Raw genomic sequence first — 21,698 nt, forward strand, 5'->3', positions numbered from 1 at the left:
GGCGTTCGGCGTGCGGGCCCGGAGACGGCGGCCCCCTGGCTCAGGCGGTCTGACCTCCGGGCGCGACCGGGCGCAGCATGCAGGTCAGCCGGGCCGAACACACCCTGCGGTCCTGCTCGTCGGAGATCACGATCTCGTAGGTGGCGCTGGAGCGGCCCCGGTGGACCGGCGTGGCGACGCCGGTGACCAGGCCGGAGCGCAGGCCCCGGTGGTGGGTGCAGTTGAGGTCGACGCCGACCGCGATCTTGTGCGGTCCGCCGTGCAGCATCGCGCCGACCGAGCCGAGGGTCTCGGCGAGCACGGCGGAGGCCCCGCCGTGCAGCAGGCCGTACGGCTGGGTGTTGCCCTCGACCGGCATGGTGCCCACGACGCGCTCGGCGGAGGCCTCGGTGACCTTCACGCCCATCCGCTCGCCGAGGTCGCCCGCCGAGAAGAGCGCGGGCAGGTCGATGCCGAGTCCGGCGTACTCCTCGACGACGTCCGGCGGGAACTTGGTTGTGGCCTGCTCGCCCATGGGGGTCGGCTCCGATCCTCCTCGCCCGGTCATCCTCGGCCGGGAACTGCCACCGTCCTATCAGGAGTCGGCCGTCGCCAGACGATCACCACCCGGTGTTCTGCGTCACGTGCGTGTAGCCGTCACGTACCAGGCCGCGCAGCCGTCGCGTACCCGCCGCCGGGAGCCGGGGGCGGCTACGCCTCGCGCGCCGGCTCCAGGCGTATCACCACCGACTTCGACGCCGGCGTGTTGCTGGTGTCGGCGGTGTGGTCGAGGGGGACCAGCACGTTGGTCTCCGGGTAGTAGGCGGCGGCGCAGCCCCGGGGGGTCGGGTAGTGCACGACGCGGAAGCCCTCGGCGCGTCGTTCCACGCCGTCCGCCCACTCGCCCACCAGGTCGGTGTACGCGCCGTCCGCGAGGCCGTGGGCGGCTGCGTCGTCGGGGTGGAGCAGAACGACCCGGCGGCCGCCCTTGACCCCGCGATAGCGGTCGTCGAGGCCGTAGATGGTGGTGTTGTACTGGTCGTGCGAGCGCAGCGTCTGGAGCAGCAGACGGCCTTCCGGCACCTCGGGGTACTCGACGGGCGCAGCGGTGAAGTTGGCCTTGCCGGTGGCGGTGGGGAAGGTGCGGTTGTCGCGCGGGCCGTGCGGAAGGGCGAAGCCGCCGGGGGCGCGCACCCGGGTGTTGAAGTCGTCGAAGCCGGGGACGACCCGCTCGATGCGGTCGCGCACCCGGTCGTAGTCGGCCTCGAACTCCTCCCAGGGCACGACGCTGTCCGGTCCCAGGACTGCGCGGGCCAGGCGGCAGATGATGGCGGGCTCGGACAGCAGGTGCGGGCTCGCGGGCTCGAGGCCGCCGCGCGAGGCGTGCACCATGCCCATGGAGTCCTCGACGGTGACGAACTGCTCGCCGCCCGCCTGCTGGTCCCTTTCGGTGCGGCCGAGGGTGGGCAGGATCAGCGCGCGGGCGCCGGTGACCACGTGGGAGCGGTTGAGCTTGGTGGAGACGTGGACGGTGAGCCGGGCGCGGCGCATCGCGGCCTCGGTGACGTCGGTGTCGGGGGAGGCGGAGACGAAGTTGCCGCCCATGGCGAAGAACACCTTGGCGTCGCCGTCGCGCATCGCCTCGATGGCGCGGACCACGTCGTAGCCGTGCTCGCGGGGTGGTGCGAAGCCGAACTCCTTCTCCAGCGCGTCGAGGAAGGCGGCCGCGGGCCGTTCGAAGATGCCCATGGTGCGGTCGCCCTGGACGTTGCTGTGGCCGCGGACGGGGCAGACGCCGGCGCCGGGGCGGCCCACGTTGCCGCGCAGCAGCAGGAAGTTGACGACCTCGCGGATGGTGGGCACGGAGTGCTTGTGCTGGGTGAGGCCCATCGCCCAGCAGACCACGACGCTGCGCGCCTGGAGCACCATGGCGAGCAGCCGCTCGATGTCGCGGCGGTCCAGGCCGGTGGCGCGCAGCGTCTCGTCCCAGTCGGCGGCCCGCGCGGCGGCGGCGAACTCCTCGTATCCGTGGGTGTGTTCGTCGATGAACGCGGTGTCGAGCACGGTGCCGGGGGCGCGGTCCTCGGCTTCGAGCAGCAGCCGGTTGAGCAGGCGGAAGAGTGCCTGGTCGCCGCCGAGGCGGATCTGGAGGAACAGGTCGGTCAGCGGGGTGCCGCCGCCCGCGAGGCCCTTGGGGGTCTGGGGGTTCTTGAACCGTTCGAGTCCTGCTTCGGGCAGCGGGTTGACGCTGACGATGCGGGCGCCGCCGGCTTTGGCCTTCTCCAGTGCGGAGAGCATGCGGGGGTGGTTGGTGCCGGGGTTCTGGCCCGCGACGATGATCAGGTCGGCCCGGTAGAGGTCTTCGAGCAGGACGCTGCCCTTGCCGACGCCGAGGGTCTCGGTGAGCGCGGAGCCGGACGACTCGTGGCACATGTTGGAGCAGTCCGGCAGGTTGTTGGTGCCGAACTCGCGGGCGAAGAGCTGGTAGAGGAAGGCGGCCTCGTTGCTGGTGCGGCCGGAGGTGTAGAAGAGGGCCTCGTCGGGGGAGTCCAGGGCGCGCAGTTCGTCGGCGACGATCTCGAAGGCGCGCTCCCAGGGGACCGGTTCGTAGTGGTCGGCGCCTTCGGCGAGGTACATCGGCTGGGTGAGGCGGCCCTGCTGGCCGAGCCAGTAGCCGCTGCGCCGGGCCAGGTCGGAGACCGGGTGGCGGGCGAAGAACGCGGGGGTGACGCGGCGCAGGGTGGCTTCCTCGGCGACCGCCTTGGCGCCGTTCTCGCAGAACTCGGCGCGGTGGCGGTGGTCGGGCTCGGGCCAGGCGCAGCCGGGGCAGTCGAAGCCGTCCTTCTGGTTGACCTTCAGGAGGGTCAGGGCGGTGCGCTTGACGCCCATCTGCCGGGTCGCGATGCGCAGGGAGTGGCCGACCGCGGGCAGTCCCGCCGCGGCGTGCTGCGGCGCGGTCACCTCGGGCGCGTCCTGTACCGGGTCCCCTGCGGGTGGCTTCGTCGCCATCGCCGTGTCCCTCCGTCGTGCTGCTTTCCGTCCCTGTCCGCGTCGATCCTCCCACGTCGGCGCGGCGGCGCCAGGGGCCTGTGGATAACTTCACCGCACCCCGGGGCCATGCCTCGGCCCGCCCGGGTCCGTGCCACGGCCCGCCCGAGTTCATGCCTCGGCCCGCCCGGGTCCGTGTCCCAGCCCGCCCGGGTCCGCGCCTCGCCCCGCCCCCGGCGCGGACCGGGGCCCAACCCCCGGCCGAACCGGGGCCGCGCCCCGGTTCGCGTTCCGACCCGCGCCGCGCCGGACGGGAGTGTCAGTGGTCCGTGGGAGGATCGGGGACGTGGCACAGAAGGCATCGAAGACGACGACAGCGGCGACCGGCACCACGCGGAAGGCGGACCGGCCTCGCCTGCTCCTGCTGGACGGGCACTCCCTGGCCTACCGCGCGTTCTACGCGTTGCCGGTGGAGAACTTCAACACCGCCACCGGCCAGCCGACCAACGCGATCTACGGCTTCACCTCGATGCTGTCGAACACGTTGCGTGACGAGTCGCCGACGCACCTGGCGGTCGCGTTCGACGTGTCCCGCAAGACCTGGCGCTTCGACGAGTACCCGGAGTACAAGGCGACGCGTTCCGCCACGCCGGACGAGTTCCGCAGCCAGGTGGAGCTGATCGGCGAGCTGCTGGACGCGATGCGGGTGCGGCGCTTCGCGATCGAGGGCTTCGAGGCTGACGACGTCATCGCCACCCTCGCCACCCAGGCGGAGGCCGCCGGGTTCGAGGTGCTGATCGTCACCGGTGACCGCGACGCGTTCCAGCTGGTCACCGAGCACGTCACGGTGCTGTACCCGACCAAGGGCGTCTCGGAGCTGACGCGCTACACCCCGCAGAAGGTCGAGGAGCGCTACGGGCTGACCCCCGCGCAGTACCCGGACTTCGCGGCGCTGCGCGGCGACCCGTCGGACAACCTGCCGGGCATTCCGGGCGTGGGCGAGAAGACCGCCGCGAAGTGGATCACCCAGTTCGGTTCGTTCGCGCAGCTGGTGGAGCGGGCCGAGGAGGTCAAGGGCAAGGCCGGGCAGAGCTTCCGGGACCACCTGGAGGCGGTCAAGCTCAACCGCCGCCTGACCGAGATGGTGCGCGACGTCGAGCTGCCGGTGGGTCCCGAGGGCCTGGCCCGCGAGCCGTACGACCGGCCCGCGCTGGACGTGGTGCTCGACGCGCTGGAGTTCCGCCACCCGAACTTCCGCGAGCGGCTGTACGCGGCCGATCCCGGCGCGGAGCAGGACGGGCAGGCGCAGATCGCCGCCGGGGTCGAGATCGACGGACGGGTGCTGGGCGCGGGTGAGCTGTCGGCCTGGCTCGCCGAGCACGGCACGGGCACGCTGGGCGTGGCCACGGTGGACTCCTGGGCGCTGGGCGCGGGCACGGTGACGGAGGTCGCGCTGGCCACCGCGGACGGCCCGGCCGCCTGGTTCGACCCGGCGCACCTGGTGGAGGAGGACGAGAAGGCGTTCGCCGCCTGGATCGCCGACGCCGAGCGCCCGAAGGTGATGCACGACGCCAAGGGCGCGATGCGGGTCTTCGCCGAGCACGGCTGGAGCGTCGGCGGGGTGGCGATGGACACGGCGCTGGCCGCGTACCTGATCAAGCCGGGCCGCCGTTCCTTCGCGCTGGACGCGCTGTCGGTGGAGTACCTCGGGCGGGAGCTGGAGCATGCCGAGGAGGGCGGCGGTCAGCTGGCGTTCGGCGTGGAGGACGGCGCCGAGGCGGAGAAGCTGATGGCCCAGGCGCGCGCGGTGGCGGATCTGGCCGAGGTGTTCGCCGGCAGGCTGGAGCAGGACGGCGCGCTGGGTCTGCTGCGTGACGTGGAGCTGCCGACCTCGGCGCTGCTGGCCCGTATGGAGCGGCACGGCATCGCGGCCGACCGCGATCATCTGGAGCGGCTGGAGCGGCAGTTCGCCGACGCGGTGCAGCAGGCGGTGAAGGAGGCGCACGCGGCGGTCGGCCACGAGTTCAACCTCGGCTCGCCCAAGCAGCTCCAGGAGGTCTTCTTCGGGGAGCTGGGGCTGCCCAAAACCAAGAAGACCAAGACCGGTTACACCACGGACGCCGACGCGCTGGCCTGGCTCGCCCAGCAGACCGACCACGAGCTGCCGGTGATCATGCTGCGCCACCGCGAGCAGGCGCGGCTGCGCTCCACGGTCGAGGGCCTGATCAAGACCATCGCGCCGGACGGACGTATCCACACCACGTTCAACCAGACGGTCGCCGCCACCGGCCGCCTGTCGTCCACCGAACCCAACCTGCAGAACATCCCGGTGCGCACGGACGAGGGCCGGGCGATCCGCCGCGGCTTCGTCGTCGGCGAGGGCTACGAGTCGCTGCTGACGGCGGACTACAGTCAGATCGAACTGCGGGTGATGGCGCACCTGTCGGAGGACGAGGGCCTGATCGCCGCGTTCACCTCCGGCGAGGACCTGCACACCACGGTGGGCTCGTACGTGTTCGACGTGCCGAAGGACGCGGTCGACGCGGAGATGCGGCGCAAGATCAAGGCGATGTCGTACGGGCTGGCCTACGGGCTGTCCGCGTTCGGCCTGTCGCAGCAGCTGGGCATCGGCGCGGACGAGGCGCGGGGGCTGATGGACACCTACTTCGAGCGGTTCGGCGGGGTCCGGGACTATCTGCACCGCGTGGTGGAGGAGGCCCGCGTCACCGGCTACACCGAGACGCTGCTCGGGCGGCGGCGCTATCTGCCCGACCTCAACAGCGACAACCGGCAGCGCCGCGAGATGGCCGAGCGGATGGCGCTCAACGCGCCCATCCAGGGCTCGGCGGCCGACATCGTGAAGCTGGCGATGCTCCGGGTGGACGCGGCGCTGACGGAGGCGGGCCTGCGTTCGCGCACTCTGCTCCAGGTGCACGACGAAATCGTGCTGGAGGTGGCGCCCGGCGAGCGCGAGCAGGTCGAGACGCTGGTGCGCGACGAGATGACGGCGGCTTACCCGCTGCGGGCGCCGCTGGACGTGTCGGTGGGCTCGGGCGGCGACTGGGAGTCGGCCGCGCACTGACCCCGCGCGGGAGGTGAGGGGGCCGCCTGCGAGGCGGCCCCCTCACGCACGCCTGGGCACCGGGACGCACCGGGCCCGCACCGCCCACCACGCCCTGACTCCTCCCGCGTACGCGCCCGCCGCCACGGCCGTTGCCGCTCCCGCGCCGAAGGTCGCCGACGCGATCAGGGACGACAGGCCGCGCGGCCGGTCCCGTGCGCACCGCAGCACCGCGCCCGCCGCCGCGCAGCCGGCGAGCCCCGCGACCGCGACGCGCCGCGCGCCCACACCGGTTCCGCGCCGCCCTGCGGTCCGCGCCGCTTCCGTCTGCCGTGGCGCGTCCCGCAGCGCGCGGCGGGACCAGACCGCCAGCGCGGCGAGCCCGGCCGCGGAACTCCCGTACTGCGCCCAGTGGTGCAGAGGTACACCGGCCACCTCGCGCCGCAGCACCGGGAAGCGCCGCACCCCCCACCGCCCCCCGTGCGTGAACGCGTCCCACCCCACGTGCGTCGCGGCGCCCACCGTCGCCGACAGCCAGAAACGGGCCGCGTCGCTCCCCGGCCCCCGCCCGGCGTGCGGCAGCGGAAGCGTTCCGGGCAGCAGCCGCGTTCCGGGCGGCAGCAGTGCGGCCAGCGGCGCGCGCGCCGCCGCCCAACCGCCCGCCAGCGCCGCCGCGATGAGCGGGTCGAGGGTCGGGACGCCCGCCGGACGGTGCGTGATCCGGCCGAATCCGTACGTGCCCGGCAGCACCGAGTCCAGGAAGAACGGCACGTCGGGCGCGAGCGAACCGGCGACCAGCCCCGCGACCGTGAACAGGCCGCGCCCGCCGACGGTCCCGTCGCCGGTGGCACGCAGCGCGGGCAGTACGGCGGCGGGGTGGCTGAAGGTGAAGGGCATCGTCCTGGTCCTGTTCTCGCCGTGTTCACGCTGTTGTTCCGTGTTGTCCCGGGTACGGACTGTGGAACACGTTCCCGAGTTGACGTAGGGTCCGTTCCGGTGCTGCGCGGGGGCAGCGCCCGAGGAGACGACGGGGTACGGAGGGGATCGGCGTATGGCTGTGCGGTTCGGCCGACGGGTACGCAAGGGGGCCGCGGGCACCGCGGTCGCGGCGATGGCGATGGCGGCGCTCACCGCCTCGCAGGCGCCCGGCCTGGCGGCCGGCGTGACGCACACCTCGGCCGTCTCGCCCCCCGGTACCGGGATCGACGGCGGTTCCGCCCCGTACATCACCGACCTGCCTCCGCTCAACTCCCCGACCAAGCCCGGCAGCCCGGGCACCCAGCCGGGCACCGGTGTCATCGTCACGCCGGGCGGCGCCGGCATCCCCGCGACGGTACTCGCCGCGTACAAGAACGCCGAGGCGACACTGCGCGGGACCGAGCCGGGGTGCGGGCTGCCCTGGCAACTGCTCGCGGGCATCGGCCAGGTGGAGTCCGGCCAAGCCGACAACGGCGACGTGGACGCGCAGGGCACCACGCTGCGCCCGATCTACGGTCCCGAACTGGACGGCAACGGCTTCGCGCTGATCCCGGACACCGACGGCGGCCGCTACGACGGCGACGCGCGCTACGACCGGGCGGTCGGACCGATGCAGTTCATCCCGTCGACGTGGGAGAGCTGGGGCGCGGACGGCAACCACGACGGCAAGAAGGACCCCAACAACGTCTTCGACGCGGCGCTGGCCGCGGGCGACTACCTGTGCGCGGTCGGCGGCGACCTGACCACCACCGCGGGCGTGGAGAAGGCGATCCTGGGCTACAACCACTCCGACGCCTACCTCGCCAGCGTCATGTCGTGGTTCCAGTACTTCCGCGACGGCACGCACGAGATCCCGGACGACCCGAGAGGCGGCGCGGGTTCCGGCCCCGGGCTGCTGCCGTCCGCGACCCCCTCCCCGTCCGCGTCGCCCTCGCACGGCGCCGCGCCCGGGCACTCGCCGTCCCCGAGCCGCAGCCCGCGGCCGACCGCGTCCGCCAGCGGCAGCATCGGGCCCGCCCCGACGAAGTCGCCCAAGCCGAAGCCGTCGCCCACCGGTACGTGCGCCAGTGGCTCGCCGTCCCCGTCGCCCTCCGGCAGCGGATCGGCCTCGCCGTCGCCTTCGCCCTCGCCGAGCGGTTCGGCCTCGGGCTCGCCGTCTCCCTCGCCGTCCGGCAGTTCCTCGGCGTCGCCGTCGCCGTCCGGCAGCCCGAGCCCGTCGCCCAGCGGCACCTGCACGCCGACCCCGAGCCCGTCGCGCGGCTGACGCCGCCTCGCCTCCGGGATCCGTCCGGACCCGCACCGCACGCCGGCGCGGGCCCGGACGCGCTCGCGAGGCGGCCCGACGCCTGGAGCCGGCCGGACGCCTAGCGCCTGGTGTTCGTACGGCCCGTCGCCCGGGCCGTCGTCGGGTCCTGCGGCCACGGGTGCCGCGGATACCGGCCGCGCAGTTCGGCCCGGACCGCCTGGTAGCCGCTGGCCCAGAACGACGCCAGGTCGGCGGTGACGGCGGCGGGACGTCCGGCGGGCGAGAGCAGGTGCACCAGCAGCGGTACGCGCCCGTCCGCGATCCGCGGCGACTGGCTCAGGCCGAACAACTCCTGGAGTTTGACCGCCAGTACGGGCTGCGGGCCCTCGTAGTCCACGCGGACGCGCGAGCCGCTCGGTACGGTGATCCGCTCCGGCGCCAGCTCGTCGAAGCGGGCCGCCTCGCCGCTCGCCCAGGGCAGCAGTCGCGTCAACGCCGCGCCCGCGTCCACTCGTTCGAGGTCGGCGCGGCGGCGGGCCGTGGCCAGCTCGGGGCCCAGCCACTCGTCGGCCCGGGCGAGCAGCGCATCGTCCGACACCTCGGGCCACGGCTCGCCCAGCACTTCGCGCAGGAACGCCATCCGCTGCCGCAGCGCCACCGCGTCCCGGCTCCACCGCAGCAGCCCCGGGCCCTGACGGCGCAGGCCGTCCAGCACGGCGGCCCGCACCGCCTCGGGCGCGGGGGAGGGCAGCGGGCGCGACGCCAGCTCGACCGCGCCCAGCCGGGTCACGCTCCGGGCCACCACGTCACCGTCCACCCAGGCCACCTCGTCGTACGAGGACAGCAGCGACGCCGCGGCGGTGCGAGCGGTCGCCTCGTCGACGACGGCCGCGGACCGCACCCGCGCGCAGGCGGCTGAGGCGGGCCGGTCGGCCACGGCCACCGCGATCCACTCCGCGCCGCCCAGTCCGCCCCCCGGCCCGTCACCCACCTCTGCGGCGGTCCCGGACACCATCAGGTAGCCGGCGCCGCGTCGCCGCGCGACCCGCTCGGGGAAGGCCAGCGCCACGACCACGCCGAGAGCGGCGTCGTCGGTGAGCCCCTCGGGGGAGCCGGCGCCCGGCACGTGCTCGTCCGCCAGGGAGCGCAGCCGCCGCACCTCCGCCCGCCACCGCGCCGGGTACCCGTCGCCGCCCCCGCGGGCGGTGCGCCAGGCCGCCGCCAGGTCCACCCCGTACTCCCGGGGCGGCTCCTCGCTCAGCAACGCCACCGCCTCGGCGGCCCGGGCCGCGCCCACCACCGGCGCGGCGTCCAGCAGGGCCCGCGCGAGCCGCGGGTGCAGGCCCAGCCGGGACATCCGCGCACCGCGCTGCGTGGCGCGGCCGTCCGCCGCCACGGCGTCCACCGCGCGCAACGTCTCGCGGGCCGCCGCCATCGCCCCGGCAGGGGGACGGTCCAGCAGCGCCAGCCCTGCCGCGTCCGGGTCGCCCCAGCAGGCGGCGTCCAGCGCGAACGCGGCCAGGTCGGCCACCGCGATCTCCGGCGAGGGACGCCGCGGCGCCCGCGTGTGCTGCGCCTGCGACCAGCAGCGGTAGACCGTGCCGGGCCCCTCCCGCCCGGCGCGTCCGGCGCGCTGGTCGGCCGCGGCCCGCGACACCGGCACCGTCGCCAGGGAACTCAGGCCCCGCGCGTGGTCGGTGCGCGGTTCGCGGGCCAGGCCCGCGTCGACCACCACGCGCACACCCGGCACCGTCAGGCTGGACTCGGCGACCGCGGTCGCCAGCAGGACCCTGCGCCGCGCGCCCGGCGCCAGCGCGGCGTCCTGCACCGCGGCCGGGGCGCGGCCGTGCAGCTGGAGGACCTCGGTGTCACCGAGGTCGCCCAGCAGCCGTGCGACCCGGGCGATCTCGCCGACCCCCGGCAGGAAGCACAGCACGTCGCCGTCCCGTTCGCGCAGCGCGCGCCGTACGACTGAGGCCACGTGGTCCAGCAGCGCCGGATCGACCCGGGTGCCGTGCGGCGGGCGCACGGGACGCCCCGGGGGTGCCCACACCACCTCCACCGCATGCGTGACGTCCCGCGCCTCGACCACCGGCACGCCGCCCATCAGCGCGGCCCACGCCCCGGTGTCCGACGTCGCCGAGGCGGCCAGCAGCCACAGGTCGGGCCGCAGCGTCGCGCGTACGTCCAGCAGGAACGCCATCGAGGTGTCCGCGTCCAGGTGGCGTTCGTGGCACTCGTCCAGCAGGACCGCGTCCACGCCGGGCAGTTCGGGGTCGCGGCCCAGCCGCTGGAGCAGCACGCCGGTGGTGACGACCTCGACGGCGGTGCGCCGCGACACCCTGCGCTCGCCGCGCACCGTGAAGCCGACCGTCTCCCCGGTCGCCTCGCCCAGCAGCCACGCCATCCGCCGCGCCGCCGCCCGCACCGCCATCCGGCGCGGTTCGGCGACCAGCACCCGGCGCACCGGCCCGCCGCTGTCCGTCAGCCCGGCCAGCGCCAGCGGCACCAGCGTCGTCTTGCCGGTCCCCGGCGGCGCGGCCAGCACCGCCCCGCCGTGGCTCCGGAGCGCCGCCAGCAGCGCGGGCAGCGCGTCGCCGACGGGAAGCCGCAGCCCCTCCGGCCGGATCCCGCTCACCCCGTCACCCCCGAACCGCGCCCGCGCGTCGGCGTCACCCCGGGAACGCCCGTCCCTCTCAGTCCCGTACGCACACGAAGACCGCCGTCCCCGGGATCAGCGCGCCGCGCAGCGGCGACCAGCCGCCCCACTCCTGGCTGTTCCAGTGCGGCCACTCGGGCTCCACGAGGTCGGCCAGCCGGAAGCCCGCCGCCGCGATCTCCCGGACCCGGTCGCCCAGGGTGCGGTGGTGCTCGACGTAGACCGCGCGGCCCGCCTCGTCCTGCTCCACGTAAGGGGTGCGGTCGAAGTAGGACGCCGACACCGTCAGGCCCTCGGGCCCCGGCTCGTCGGGGAAGGCCCAGCGCACCGGGTGCGTGACGGAGAAGACCCAGCGCCCGCCGGACCGCAGCACCCGGTGGACCTCCCGCATCACCCGGGCGGAATCGGCCACGAACGGCACCCCTCCGTACGCCGAGCAGGCCAGGTCGAAGGAGCCGTCGGCGAAGGGCAGCGTCCCGGCGTCCGCCTGGACCAGCGGGAAGCCTGGCCGGCCGTCGTCGATGCGCAGGGCGTGCTGGAGCTGGCGGTGCGACAGGTCGAGCGCCACCGGGCGGGCGCCGCGTCCGGCGAGCCAGCGGGAGCACTGCGCGGCCCCGCAGCCGATCTCCAGCACCCGGGCGCCGGCCAGTGCCGTCGCGGGTCCGAGCAGCGCCGCGTCGGCCTCGTCCAGGCCCTCGGGACCCCACACGAAGCGGTCGTCGCCCAGGAAGGCGCCGTGCTCGCTCTGGTACTCGTCGGCGTTCCGGTCCCACCAGCCCCGGCTGGCCCGGCTGCTCTCGGCGACGTCCACCGTGCGCCGGGTGGCCTCGGCGTCATCGGCGTCGTCGGGCTCTCCGACGTCACGGAGGACGCCCGTGGCGCCGTCGTCCTCTTCGTGTTCGTACGCGTCGTGGCCGCCCCGTTGCGCGAATCCGGCGGGTTCCGGCGGCGTGGCGCCCGGTGAGTCTTGGATCATCGCGGCAGTCGTCGTACTCTCGTGTCGGCGTGAGGCGGACCCGCGTGCGGCTCGGGCCGCGCCGTTTTTGGGGCGTTGCGTCCCGTTGGGTCACTGGTGCGCTCTTCGCGCATTGACCGACCACGGCCGCCCCCGTATGCTACAAGTTGCGCTGCGGGCCTGCGCACCTCGGACGGAGCAGGCTGCGCTCGCGTCTGTTGCAGACCCTCGGTTGTTGAGGCGAATCCGGTGTCGTTCGCGGCATCCCGGATCCACCGCCTCGAAGCTGTCCGGAATCGGCAGAAGCGATACGGGCTCCCGGCGTAGCAGTACCTACGACTTACTGTCCGTACCGGAGTCCTTTCCCTAATGACGAGCAGCACCGAGGCCCCTCGTACCACCCCGCAGGTGGCGGTCAACGACATCGGTTCCGAGGAAGCCTTCCTCGCCGCGATCGACGAGACGATCAAGTACTTCAACGACGGCGACATCGTCGACGGCGTCATCGTGAAGGTCGACCGGGACGAGGTCCTGCTCGACATCGGTTACAAGACCGAAGGCGTCATTCCCTCCCGTGAGCTGTCGATCAAGCACGACGTCGACCCCAACGAGGTCGTGGCCGTCGGTGACGAGATCGAGGCCCTTGTCCTTCAGAAGGAGGACAAGGAGGGTCGCCTGATCCTGTCCAAGAAGCGCGCTCAGTACGAGCGTGCCTGGGGCACGATCGAGAAGATCAAGGAAGAGGACGGCATCGTCACCGGTACCGTCATCGAGGTCGTCAAGGGCGGCCTCATCCTCGACATCGGCCTGCGCGGCTTCCTCCCGGCCTCCCTGGTCGAGATGCGCCGCGTCCGCGACCTCCAGCCGTACGTCGGCAAGGAGCTCGAGGCCAAGATCATCGAGCTGGACAAGAACCGCAACAACGTGGTCCTGTCCCGCCGTGCCTGGCTGGAGCAGACCCAGAGCGAGGTCCGTCAGACCTTCCTCACCACCCTGCAGAAGGGCCAGGTGCGCTCCGGCGTCGTCTCCTCGATCGTCAACTTCGGTGCCTTCGTGGACCTGGGCGGCGTCGACGGTCTGGTGCACGTCTCCGAGCTGTCCTGGAAGCACATCGACCACCCCTCCGAGGTCGTCGAGGTCGGCCAGGAGGTCACGGTCGAGGTCCTGGACGTCGACATGGACCGCGAGCGCGTCTCCCTGTCGCTCAAGGCGACCCAGGAAGACCCGTGGCAGCAGTTCGCCCGCACCCACCAGATCGGTCAGGTCGTCCCGGGCAAGGTCACCAAGCTCGTGCCGTTCGGCGCGTTCGTCCGCGTGGACGAGGGCATCGAGGGCCTGGTCCACATCTCCGAGCTGGCCGAGCGCCACGTGGAGATCCCGGAGCAGGTCGTCCAGGTCAACGACGAGATCTTCGTCAAGGTCATCGACATCGACCTGGAGCGCCGCCGCATCAGCCTCTCGCTGAAGCAGGCCAACGAGTCCTTCGGCGCCGACCCGGCCTCGGTCGAGTTCGACCCGACGCTCTACGGCATGGCCGCGTCCTACGACGACCAGGGCAACTACATCTACCCCGAGGGCTTCGACCCGGAGGCCAACGACTGGCTGCCCGGTTACGAGAAGCAGCGCGAGGAGTGGGAGCGCCAGTACGCCGAGGCGCAGCAGCGCTTCGAGCAGCACCAGGCGCAGGTCATCAAGTCCCGCGAGGCCGACGAGCAGGCCGCTGCCGAGGGTGGCGCCGCCGCTCCGGCCCCGGCCGCCGGTGGCGGTTCGTACTCCTCGGAGTCGGCCGACAACTCCGGTGCGCTCGCGTCGGACGAGGCGCTGGCCGCGCTCCGCGAGAAGCTCGCGGGCGGCCAGAGCTGACGCTCTGACCCGGTGGTTTCGTAGGTAGTGCCGTAAGGGCCGCTCTCCATGGAGGGCGGCCCTTACGCATGCCTGGCGTGCGGGGACGTCCGGGGCGTCGTGTGCCGCCGTGACGACATCGTTGTCGGTGCCTGGAGTGCCGTTGGTGAGGTAGGCGTGCCGTCACGGACGGGGGGGACCTCGGCATGCGCGACCGGACTGCCTCGGCGTCCGCGAGCGGAACCGTCAAGGCAACGTCAACTCTGCGACCCGGTGCGGACGGCCGGGCGGGAATGTCGGTGCCCGGGCTTACGTTGGTACCGGCGAGGAACCGAGAAGGGGCGTCATGCTGGAACCACGGGATCTGTACGAGTTCGAGCCGGAAGGTGCGGCGGCGGTGGACGCCCTCGACACCGACGGGCTGGTGCTGCTGTACCACCTGGAGGGGTTCATCGACGCCGGCGACACCGGTGAGCAACTGGTCGCCGAGCTCCTGGACAACCTCGACAGCCAGGTGGTGGCCCGCTTCGACGTCGACCAGCTCCTGGACTACCGCGCGCGCAGGCCGCTGATGACCTTCCGCCGCGACCACTGGGCCGAGTACGAGGACCCCGACCTGGCGCTGCGCCTGATGCGCGACAGCACCGGCGCGCCGTTCCTGCTGCTGGCCGGGCCCGAACCGGACAGCCAGTGGGAGCGCTTCGCCGCCGCCGTACGGGAGTTGGTCGACCGCTTCGGGGTCCGCCTGTCCATCAACTTCCACGGCATACCGATGGGCGTGCCGCACACCCGCCCGGTCGGCCTGACGCCGCACGGCAACCGCACCGACCTGATGCCCGGCCACCGCAGCTGGTTCGACGAGGCGCAGGTACCGGGCAGCGCCGAGGCGCTGGTCGAGCTGCGGCTGTCCGACGCGGGCCACGACGTGCTGGGCGTCGCCGCCCACGTGCCGCACTACCTCGCCCGCTCGCCCTACCCGGATGCCTCACTCGCCGTCCTGGAGGCGATCACCGCCGCCACCGGCCTCGTCCTGCCCGAACCCGCCCACGCGCTGCGCTCCGAGGCGCACAGCGTCCAGGACGAGATCGAACGCCAGATATCCGAGGGCGACGCGGAGCTGGTGTCCGTGGTGCGCGGGCTGGAGAGCCAGTACGACGCGATCGCCGGTGCGGCCGGGCGCGAGAACCTGGTCGCCGAGCCCGCCGACCTGCCGTCGGCCGACGACCTGGGCGCCGAGTTCGAGCGCTTCCTCGCCGAGCGCGAGGCGGACGGGGAGTAGCGCCGGGCGGCGGGAGAGCCGCGGGGCCCACGACTCGGCCGCACGTGCCCGCTCCCCGGGCGGCGAGAGGGGCTCACGCGAGCGCGAGGGCGGCTCGCGCCGGCGGGCGGGCCGGGGTGCCGCGCGAACGGGCGCTTCGCCTACCCTGGCCGCATGCTGAAGGTGGGCCTGACCGGTGGTATCGGCGCCGGCAAGAGCGAGGTGTCGCGGCTGCTCGCGGCGTACGGCGCGGTCGTCGTGGACGCGGACCGGATCGCGCGGGAGGTCGTGGAGCCCGGGACCGGCGGACTGGCCGCCGTGGTCGCCGAGTTCGGCCCCGAGGTGCTGCGCGCCGACGGCACGCTCGACCGCCCCCGGCTCGGCGCCATCGTCTTCGGCGACCCCGGCCGCCTCGCCGCGCTCAACGCCATCGTCCACCCGCTGGTCGGCCGCCGCTCCGCCGAACTGGAGGCCGCCGCCGGTCCCGACGCCATCGTCGTCCACGACGTGCCCCTGCTCACCGAGAACGGACTCGCCCCGCTCTACGACCTCGTGGTCGTCGTCGACGCCTCGTCCGAGACCCGGCTGGAGCGGCTGACGCGGCTGCGCGGCATGGGCGAGGAGGAGGCGCGCTCCCGGATGGCGGCGCAGGCCACCCGTCAACAGCGGCTCGCCGTCGCCGACTTGGTGATCGACAACGACGGTCCGCTGGAGGCGCTGGAACCTCAGGTCAAGCGGGTCTGGGAGGCCTTGCGGGAGCGGGCGTCGGGCCGGCAGGACGGGGCAGGGCAGGACGGCGAGCCGCGCCAGGGCGACGCGGGCGCGGACAGCTGAGCGCCGGCCGCGGGCCCGCGCTCACCACAGGTCGCGTTTGGCCCACGTCGGGTCGCCGTCATACGGGTGGTAGGTGTCCAGGTTGTCCTTCGCGGGGTGCTTCAGTCCGGCCGGGCCCTCGGCGAAGGCCCGGAACAGGTTGCTGGTCACCCGCGTGGTGAACGCGCCCGTGGAGCGCGGCATGTCGTGGCTGCCGTCGCCCTTGAGTCCCTCGACCCAGCGCATGGTCCCGGTGTTGAAGACCCCGGCGCCGCTCCTTGCGGTGTAGTACGCCGAGTCGGAGAAGGACCGCACGCCCCGGCAGACCAACTTGGAGTGGGCGATGATCTCGATCGGACGCGGCGTCAGAGGGCCGGAGTTGACCCGGTCGTACTCGGTGCCGACCAGGTTGGCGAAGCTGGTGCCGCGCTCGGCGCCGGTGCCCTCGAAGAGCCAGTGACCGGGTTCCGCGACGACGTAGGCCGCGTTCGTCGGATTGGACTCGTAGAGCGTCCCGGTCATCGAGTTCTCCGGGTGCGCGCCGGGCGGCTCGCGCCAGTCGGTGGTGACCGCGGTGTCGTCCTTGCCGTACATCGGGTCGTGCATCCAGTCGGTCTTGTAGCAGACCACCAGCCGCCGGTCACCGGCGTCCGTCCCCTCCAGCCGGATGCGGCGGAAGCAGGCGTTGGCGCCGAGGAAGGCCAGGTTGGTGCCCGCGTCCCGGGCCGCCGTCACCCGCTGGCGCATCACCGGGGTCCAGTACTCGTCGTGCCCGAGCGATACCACCGCGTGCGCTCCGCGCAGCAGGTCCGGCTCGCTGTCGATGTCCATCGACGTCGCGTAGGCCAGCGGCAGGCCCAGCCTCTCCGCGAGGGCGATCGCGGGCTGCTCGTAGGTGGTGAACAGCAGCGCCCCGTTGTCGTCGAACGGCCGGTCGCAGGAGACCGCCAGCGAACGGTTCGCGTAGTCGGACTTGCCGCCCGGCCCCTGGTAGAGGCTGTGGCCGCCCCAGGTGTTGTACGCCTGCCAGGTCGCGGCGCCGTTGACCAGCACCAGGCGGCCGTTCGTGCTCGCCGACCGCACGGTCATCGGCACGTAGCGCTGGGCGCCGGAGTCGGCGGTGAGCCGGATGAGGTAGGTGCCCTCGGGCCAGCCCTTGGTGGCCACCTCCACGGTCGGCTCCCAGCCCGCCGTCACGGTACGGGTGCTCCCCTTCGGGCCGGGGACCTGGCGGGCGGCGCCGGCTATTCGCTCCGAGGCCCACACCTTGCGGGCCTGCGCCCCGCCGTACCAGCCCATGCGGAACGCCTCGGCGCGAAATCCCCTGGACGTCGTGGAGACGTGCAGCCGGAACGATTCGCCGGGCAGCACGCTCACCCGGTCGGCGTACCCCTCGACCGCCCGGTCGTCGCCGCGTTGCCGCAGCCGCCAGTCGCTGTCGCCGGGCAGGTCGTTCTCCGCCTTGGCGCCGTTCCCAACCGGGTGCGCGGCGGTGCCCCGGGTGGTGCCGTTCTGCCCGTCACCCGCCGAGCAGCCCGCGGCCAGCGCGCCCGCGCCGACGCCCGCCGCGGCGCCCAGGAAATGCCGCCGGTTCCATTCAGCCCTGTCCATCGCACGCTCCGTGCCCACGGTGTCCCATGTCCTCACAGTGCAATGAGTCGGGCCGGGCCGCAGAGGTTGCGTCGCCGTCCGGGCGAAAGCGTGAGCTTTACTCTCCGTGTGCTCCCTTGTCCGGGAATGCCGGGGAGTGGTACGTCGTTCCCTACTCCTGGAAGGGAGGCCCCTGTGCCCGACCGCACTCCGGAGACGAACGTCATCGACTACCGCGCGGCCGAACAACTGCTGGCCGCCCGCGACCCGCGCGGCGCCGTGAAGCTGCTCGACCCCGTCATCACCGCCCACCCCGAGAACACGGCGGCACGCCTGCTGCGCGCCCGCGCCTTCTTCATGGCGGCCCAACTGCGCGCCGCGGAGCTGGAGTTCCAGGTCGTCCTGGAACGCGAACCGGCCAACGCCTTCGCACACTTCGCCCTCGGCCGCACGCTGGAACGCGCCTCGCGTCCCACCGAGGCCCAACGCCACTTCCGCCTGGCCGCCGCCCTGGACGCCAACCCGGAATACCTTCGAGCGGCCCGCTTCGAGGACGACTCGGGCCCGTCCTGAGCGGCCCGCCGCCGGGCCGGGGCAGCCCCGTCGAGCCGGATGCCGGCACGGCGGGGCTTCACGCGCTCGGGGCCCGGGGCTCTACGCGTGTGACGCGGAACTGTGCCGCGCTCGGGACGGGGCATGCGCATTCGGGCGGGGCTCAGGCGTCCACGACGGGGGCTGGGCGCTCAGAACAGCGGTTCCGGCAGGACGCCCTCCAGGGCGAGGAGGGTGCGCTTCGTCTCCAGGCCGCCGCCGAAGCCGCCTATGCCGCCGCCGCTCTCCACGACGCGGTGGCAGGCGACCACCACCGGCAGCGGGTTCGAGCCCATCGCGACGCCGACCGCGCGGGCCGCGCCCGGCTCGCCCACCCGGTCGGCCAGCGTCTGGTAGCCGACGACCTCGCCGTACGGGACGCCCGCGGCCAGCTCCAGCAGCACGCGGTGGTTGAAGCCGCCGCTGAAGGACCAGTCCAGCGGCAGGTCGAAACGCTTCAGCCTGCCCGCGAAGTACGCGTCGATCTGCCGTGCCGCCTCCGCCAGGTGCGGCGCGCTCTCCAGCGGCGCCCCGCCGTCCCCCACACGTATCGCCGCGCCGTCGAACCGTCCGGCCAGCCGCCGCACGGCGGCGGGCACGACCAGCCTGTCGGCGTGGAAGACCACGTTGACCAGCCCCTGCCGCGTGGCCGCCAGCAGCAGGGATCCGATCGGGGTGTCCCGCACCGTCCACCAGGAGGCCGGGGCGCACTTCGATTCCGTCACGCCGCCAGCGTAGGACCGGGCACTGACAACAGGCGCCGGTTCGCGGTAGGCGGCCGGGCGGCCTTTGCCAGGGCTCAGGGCCTCTCAACGAGATTTTCCGCGTTCTCGCAGGTCAGCGACTTGCCAGTGGCGGGCGGGCCGGTCGGCGGCGGCCGGTTGTCAGTGGCTGGTCGTACGGTGTTTTCATGCGGCCCGTATCTGATATCGAACGCAAGGTGGCGCCCTTCGAGGTCGTCAGCCCCTACCAGCCCAGCGGCGACCAGCCGGCGGCCATCGCCGAGCTGGAGCGGCGCGTGCGAGCGGGCGAGAAGGATGTCGTGCTGCTCGGTGCCACCGGTACGGGCAAGTCGGCCACCACGGCGTGGATGGTGGAGAAGCTCCAGCGCCCGACCCTGGTCATCGCACCCAACAAGACCCTCGCGGCGCAGCTCGCCAACGAGTTCCGCGAGCTGCTGCCGAACAACGCGGTCGAGTACTTCGTCTCGTACTACGACTACTACCAGCCCGAGGCGTACGTCCCCCAGACGGACACCTACATCGAGAAGGACTCCTCGATCAACGAGGAGGTCGAGCGGCTGCGCCACTCCGCCACCAATTCCCTGCTCACCCGGCGTGACGTGGTCGTGGTCGCGTCGGTGTCGTGCATCTACGGCCTGGGCACGCCGCAGGAGTACGTGGACCGCATGGTCCGGCTGCGGGTCGGCGAGGAGATCGACCGCGACCAGCTGCTGCGCCGCTTCGTCGACATCCAGTACACGCGCAACGACGTGGCGTTCACCCGGGGCACCTTCCGGGTGCGCGGCGACACCATCGAGGTCTTCCCGGTCTACGAGGAGCTCGCCGTCCGCATCGAGATGTTCGGCGACGAGATCGAGGCCCTGTCCACCCTCCACCCGCTCACCGGCGAGGTCGTCACCGACGACCAGGAGTTGTACGTCTTCCCCGCGACCCACTACGTCGCCGGCCCCGAGCGCATGGAACGCGCCATCGCCGGCATCGAGAAGGAGCTGGAGGCCACCCTCGCCACCCAGGAGAAGCAGGGCAAGCTGCTGGAGGCCCAGCGGCTGCGCATGCGCACCACGTACGACATCGAGATGATGCGCCAGATCGGCACCTGCTCCGGCATCGAGAACTACTCCCGTCACATCGACGGCCGCGAGCCCGGCTCGGCGCCCAACACCCTCCTCGACTACTTCCCGGAGGACTTCCTCCTGGTCATCGACGAGTCCCACCAGACGGTGCCGCAGATCGGCGCGATGTACGAGGGCGACGCCTCCCGCAAGCGCACCCTGATCGAGCACGGCTTCCGGCTCCCGTCCGCGCTGGACAACCGCCCGCTGAAATGGGAGGAGTTCCTGGAGCGCGTCGACCAGACCGTCTACCTGTCGGCCACCCCCGGCCCGTACGAGCTGTCCCGCTCCGACGGCGTCGTGGAGCAGGTGATCCGCCCCACCGGACTGGTCGACCCGCAGGTGATCGTCAAGCCCACCGAGGGCCAGATCGACGACCTGGTGCACGAGATCAGGGTCCGCGCGGAGCGCAACGAACGGGTGCTGGTCACCACCCTCACCAAGAAGATGGCCGAGGACCTCACCGACTACATGCTGGAACTCGGCATCCAGGTGCGCTACCTGCACAGCGACATCGACACCCTGCGCCGGGTCGAGTTGCTGCGCGAGCTGCGCGCGGGCGAGTTCGACGTGCTCGTCGGCATCAACCTGCTGCGCGAGGGGCTGGACCTGCCCGAGGTCTCCCTGGTGGCGATCCTCGACGCCGACAAGGAGGGCTTCCTGCGCTCCGGCACCTCGCTGATCCAGACGATCGGCCGCGCCGCGCGGAACGTCTCCGGCGAGGTGCACATGTACGCCGACAAGGTCACGCCGGGCATGGAGCGCGCCATCGAGGAGACCAACCGGCGCCGCGAGAAGCAGATCGCGTACAACACCGAGAACGGCATCGACCCGCAGCCGCTGCGCAAGAAGATCGCCGGCATCCTCGACTCCTTCGCCCGCGAGGACGCCGACACCGAGGAGCTGCTCGGCTCCGGCCGGCAGCGTTCGCGGGGCAAGGCGCCGGTGCCGGGGCTGTCGGCGAAGGCCGGGGAGAAGCGGACCGCGAAGAGTCTGCCCGCCGCGGAACTCACGGAGCTGATCGAGGAGTTGACACAGCAGATGCACACCGCCGCCGGCGAGTTGCAGTTCGAGGTGGCGGCCCGCATCCGCGACGAACTCGGTGAACTGAAGAAGGAACTGCGGCAGATGAGGGAGGCCGGGGTCGCCTGACGAGCACGTTCCGGACGCCGTACGGGACGTCGCGCCGCCGGGAATCGTCGCAGGAATGCCACAAACGGCGCCCGGGGGAGGGCGCCGCGCGCTCGGCTGCGTAGGGTTTGCGACGAGCGGCGCGACGAACAGAGGGGACACGCGCGTGACGGTGAACTTGGCCAAGGGACAGCAGGTCAGCCTGACGAAGTCCGGGGGCGGCACGCTGACCGCGGTGCGGATGGGCCTGGGCTGGCAGGCGGCGCCCCGCCGGGGTCTGTTCGGCAGCCGCACCCGGGAGATAGACCTCGACGCCTCCGCCGTGCTCTTCGCGGACCGCCAGCCGGTCGACGTCGTCTACTTCCGCCACCTGATCAGCGACGACGGCTCGGTGCGGCACACCGGCGACAACCTCGTGGGCGGCGCCGGACAGGGCGGCGACGACGAGTCGATCCTCGTCGACCTGGAGCGGGTGCCGGTCCACGTCGACCAGATCGTCTTCACCGTCAACTCCTTCACCGGCCAGACCTTCGCCGAGGTGCGCAACGCCTTCTGCCGCCTGGTCGACGAGACGAACGGCCAGGAGCTGGCGCGCTACACGCTCGACGGCGGCGGCCCGTACACCGCGCAGATCATGGCCAAGGTGCACCGCGGCGCCAGCGGCTGGTCCATGACGGCGATCGGCACTCCGGCGAACGGCCGTACGTTCCAGGACCTGATGCCGTCGATCGTGCCGCACCTGTAGCGGTACG

Annotated in this window: 15 protein-coding genes; 8 read left to right on the top strand and 7 right to left on the bottom strand. The window is 73.1% G+C overall.

Annotation, left to right across the window (positions count from 1 at the left end):
• Nucleotides 1-40: 40 nt before the first annotated feature.
• Together CK485_RS15270 and CK485_RS15275 are read right to left on the bottom strand one after the other, a co-directional pair.
• Nucleotides 41-514 (bottom strand): hotdog fold thioesterase, encoded by a 474-nt coding sequence (locus CK485_RS15270; RefSeq protein WP_109450852.1) that lies wholly within the window; start codon nucleotides 512-514, stop codon nucleotides 41-43.
• A 176-nt stretch (nucleotides 515-690) separates the two neighbouring features.
• On the bottom strand, nucleotides 691-2,988 hold the full coding sequence (locus CK485_RS15275) for an FdhF/YdeP family oxidoreductase (protein WP_109450855.1): 2,298 nt from the start codon (nucleotides 2,986-2,988) through the stop codon (nucleotides 691-693).
• A gap of 325 nt (nucleotides 2,989-3,313) precedes the next feature.
• On the opposite strand from CK485_RS15275, the gene polA reads away from it, so the two are divergent.
• Nucleotides 3,314-6,049 (top strand): DNA polymerase I, encoded by a 2,736-nt coding sequence (gene polA, locus CK485_RS15280; RefSeq protein WP_109450857.1) that lies wholly within the window; start codon nucleotides 3,314-3,316, stop codon nucleotides 6,047-6,049.
• 42 nt (nucleotides 6,050-6,091) lie between these two features.
• Here polA and CK485_RS15285 read toward each other — a convergent pair whose 3' ends face one another.
• Entirely contained in the window at nucleotides 6,092-6,925 is an 834-nt protein-coding gene (locus tag CK485_RS15285) for a DUF4184 family protein (protein WP_109450859.1), read from the bottom strand.
• A gap of 154 nt (nucleotides 6,926-7,079) precedes the next feature.
• Between CK485_RS15285 and CK485_RS15290 the strand changes: the two genes are divergently transcribed.
• Nucleotides 7,080-8,270, top strand: coding sequence for a lytic transglycosylase domain-containing protein (locus CK485_RS15290; protein ID WP_109450862.1), 1,191 nt, complete (start codon nucleotides 7,080-7,082; stop codon nucleotides 8,268-8,270).
• Nucleotides 8,271-8,370: 100 nt separating this feature from the next.
• Here CK485_RS15290 and hrpB read toward each other — a convergent pair whose 3' ends face one another.
• Together hrpB and CK485_RS15300 are read right to left on the bottom strand one after the other, a co-directional pair.
• Nucleotides 8,371-10,890: an ATP-dependent helicase HrpB gene (hrpB, locus tag CK485_RS15295; protein ID WP_109450866.1), complete on the bottom strand. Its 2,520-nt coding sequence runs from the start codon at nucleotides 10,888-10,890 to the stop codon at nucleotides 8,371-8,373.
• Between the two features lie 58 nt (nucleotides 10,891-10,948).
• Nucleotides 10,949-11,887, bottom strand: coding sequence for a class I SAM-dependent methyltransferase (locus tag CK485_RS15300; protein WP_109450869.1), 939 nt, complete (start codon nucleotides 11,885-11,887; stop codon nucleotides 10,949-10,951).
• Nucleotides 11,888-12,235: 348 nt separating this feature from the next.
• On the opposite strand from CK485_RS15300, the gene rpsA reads away from it, so the two are divergent.
• From rpsA to coaE, 3 genes are all read left to right on the top strand, one after another.
• Nucleotides 12,236-13,729: a 30S ribosomal protein S1 gene (gene rpsA / locus CK485_RS15310; protein WP_109450874.1), complete on the top strand. Its 1,494-nt coding sequence runs from the start codon at nucleotides 12,236-12,238 to the stop codon at nucleotides 13,727-13,729.
• 325 nt (nucleotides 13,730-14,054) lie between these two features.
• Nucleotides 14,055-14,987 carry a PAC2 family protein gene (locus tag CK485_RS15315; RefSeq protein WP_109450876.1) on the top strand — a complete coding sequence of 311 codons (933 nt, stop codon included), beginning with the start codon at nucleotides 14,055-14,057 and terminating at the stop codon, nucleotides 14,985-14,987.
• Nucleotides 14,988-15,140: 153 nt separating this feature from the next.
• On the top strand, nucleotides 15,141-15,800 hold the full coding sequence (gene coaE / locus CK485_RS15320) for a dephospho-CoA kinase (RefSeq protein WP_109450880.1): 660 nt from the start codon (nucleotides 15,141-15,143) through the stop codon (nucleotides 15,798-15,800).
• Between the two features lie 21 nt (nucleotides 15,801-15,821).
• On the opposite strand, the gene CK485_RS15325 is transcribed toward coaE, so the two are convergent.
• Nucleotides 15,822-17,390, bottom strand: coding sequence for a N,N-dimethylformamidase beta subunit family domain-containing protein (locus CK485_RS15325; RefSeq protein ID WP_109453040.1), 1,569 nt, complete (start codon nucleotides 17,388-17,390; stop codon nucleotides 15,822-15,824).
• 174 nt (nucleotides 17,391-17,564) lie between these two features.
• On the opposite strand from CK485_RS15325, the gene CK485_RS15330 reads away from it, so the two are divergent.
• Nucleotides 17,565-17,942, top strand: a complete 378-nt coding sequence (locus tag CK485_RS15330) for a tetratricopeptide repeat protein (protein ID WP_109450883.1) — start codon at nucleotides 17,565-17,567, stop codon at nucleotides 17,940-17,942.
• A gap of 170 nt (nucleotides 17,943-18,112) precedes the next feature.
• Here CK485_RS15330 and CK485_RS15335 read toward each other — a convergent pair whose 3' ends face one another.
• Complete coding sequence (locus tag CK485_RS15335; protein WP_109450887.1) at nucleotides 18,113-18,685, bottom strand: methylated-DNA--[protein]-cysteine S-methyltransferase; 573 nt, start codon at nucleotides 18,683-18,685, stop codon at nucleotides 18,113-18,115.
• Nucleotides 18,686-18,870: 185 nt separating this feature from the next.
• Between CK485_RS15335 and uvrB the strand changes: the two genes are divergently transcribed.
• Together uvrB and CK485_RS15345 are read left to right on the top strand one after the other, a co-directional pair.
• Nucleotides 18,871-20,967 (top strand): excinuclease ABC subunit UvrB, encoded by a 2,097-nt coding sequence (gene uvrB, locus CK485_RS15340; protein WP_109450890.1) that lies wholly within the window; start codon nucleotides 18,871-18,873, stop codon nucleotides 20,965-20,967.
• 145 nt (nucleotides 20,968-21,112) lie between these two features.
• On the top strand, nucleotides 21,113-21,691 hold the full coding sequence (locus CK485_RS15345; RefSeq protein WP_109450892.1) for a TerD family protein: 579 nt from the start codon (nucleotides 21,113-21,115) through the stop codon (nucleotides 21,689-21,691).
• Nucleotides 21,692-21,698 lie beyond the last annotated feature (7 nt).

Origin of the sequence: Streptomyces sp. ICBB 8177 (assembly GCF_003144095.1) — a bacterium.
Lineage (GTDB): Bacteria > Actinomycetota > Actinomycetes > Streptomycetales > Streptomycetaceae > Streptantibioticus_D.

What these genes read in the sequence shown, in the direction of transcription:
- rpsA (WP_109450874.1), top strand. Translation starts at nt 12,236, where the DNA reads ATGACGAGCAGCACCGAGGCCCCTCGTACCACCCCGCAGGTGGCGGTC.
- uvrB (WP_109450890.1), top strand. Translation starts at nt 18,871, where the DNA reads ATGCGGCCCGTATCTGATATCGAACGCAAGGTGGCGCCCTTCGAGGTC.
- coaE (WP_109450880.1), top strand. Translation starts at nt 15,141, where the DNA reads ATGCTGAAGGTGGGCCTGACCGGTGGTATCGGCGCCGGCAAGAGCGAG.
- CK485_RS15290 (WP_109450862.1), top strand. Translation starts at nt 7,080, where the DNA reads ATGGCTGTGCGGTTCGGCCGACGGGTACGCAAGGGGGCCGCGGGCACC.
- CK485_RS15325 (WP_109453040.1), bottom strand. Translation starts at nt 17,390, where the DNA reads ATGGACAGGGCTGAATGGAACCGGCGGCATTTCCTGGGCGCCGCGGCG.
- CK485_RS15315 (WP_109450876.1), top strand. Translation starts at nt 14,055, where the DNA reads ATGCTGGAACCACGGGATCTGTACGAGTTCGAGCCGGAAGGTGCGGCG.
- CK485_RS15275 (WP_109450855.1), bottom strand. Translation starts at nt 2,988, where the DNA reads ATGGCGACGAAGCCACCCGCAGGGGACCCGGTACAGGACGCGCCCGAG.
- CK485_RS15270 (WP_109450852.1), bottom strand. Translation starts at nt 514, where the DNA reads ATGGGCGAGCAGGCCACAACCAAGTTCCCGCCGGACGTCGTCGAGGAG.
- CK485_RS15300 (WP_109450869.1), bottom strand. Translation starts at nt 11,887, where the DNA reads ATGATCCAAGACTCACCGGGCGCCACGCCGCCGGAACCCGCCGGATTC.
- CK485_RS15285 (WP_109450859.1), bottom strand. Translation starts at nt 6,925, where the DNA reads ATGCCCTTCACCTTCAGCCACCCCGCCGCCGTACTGCCCGCGCTGCGT.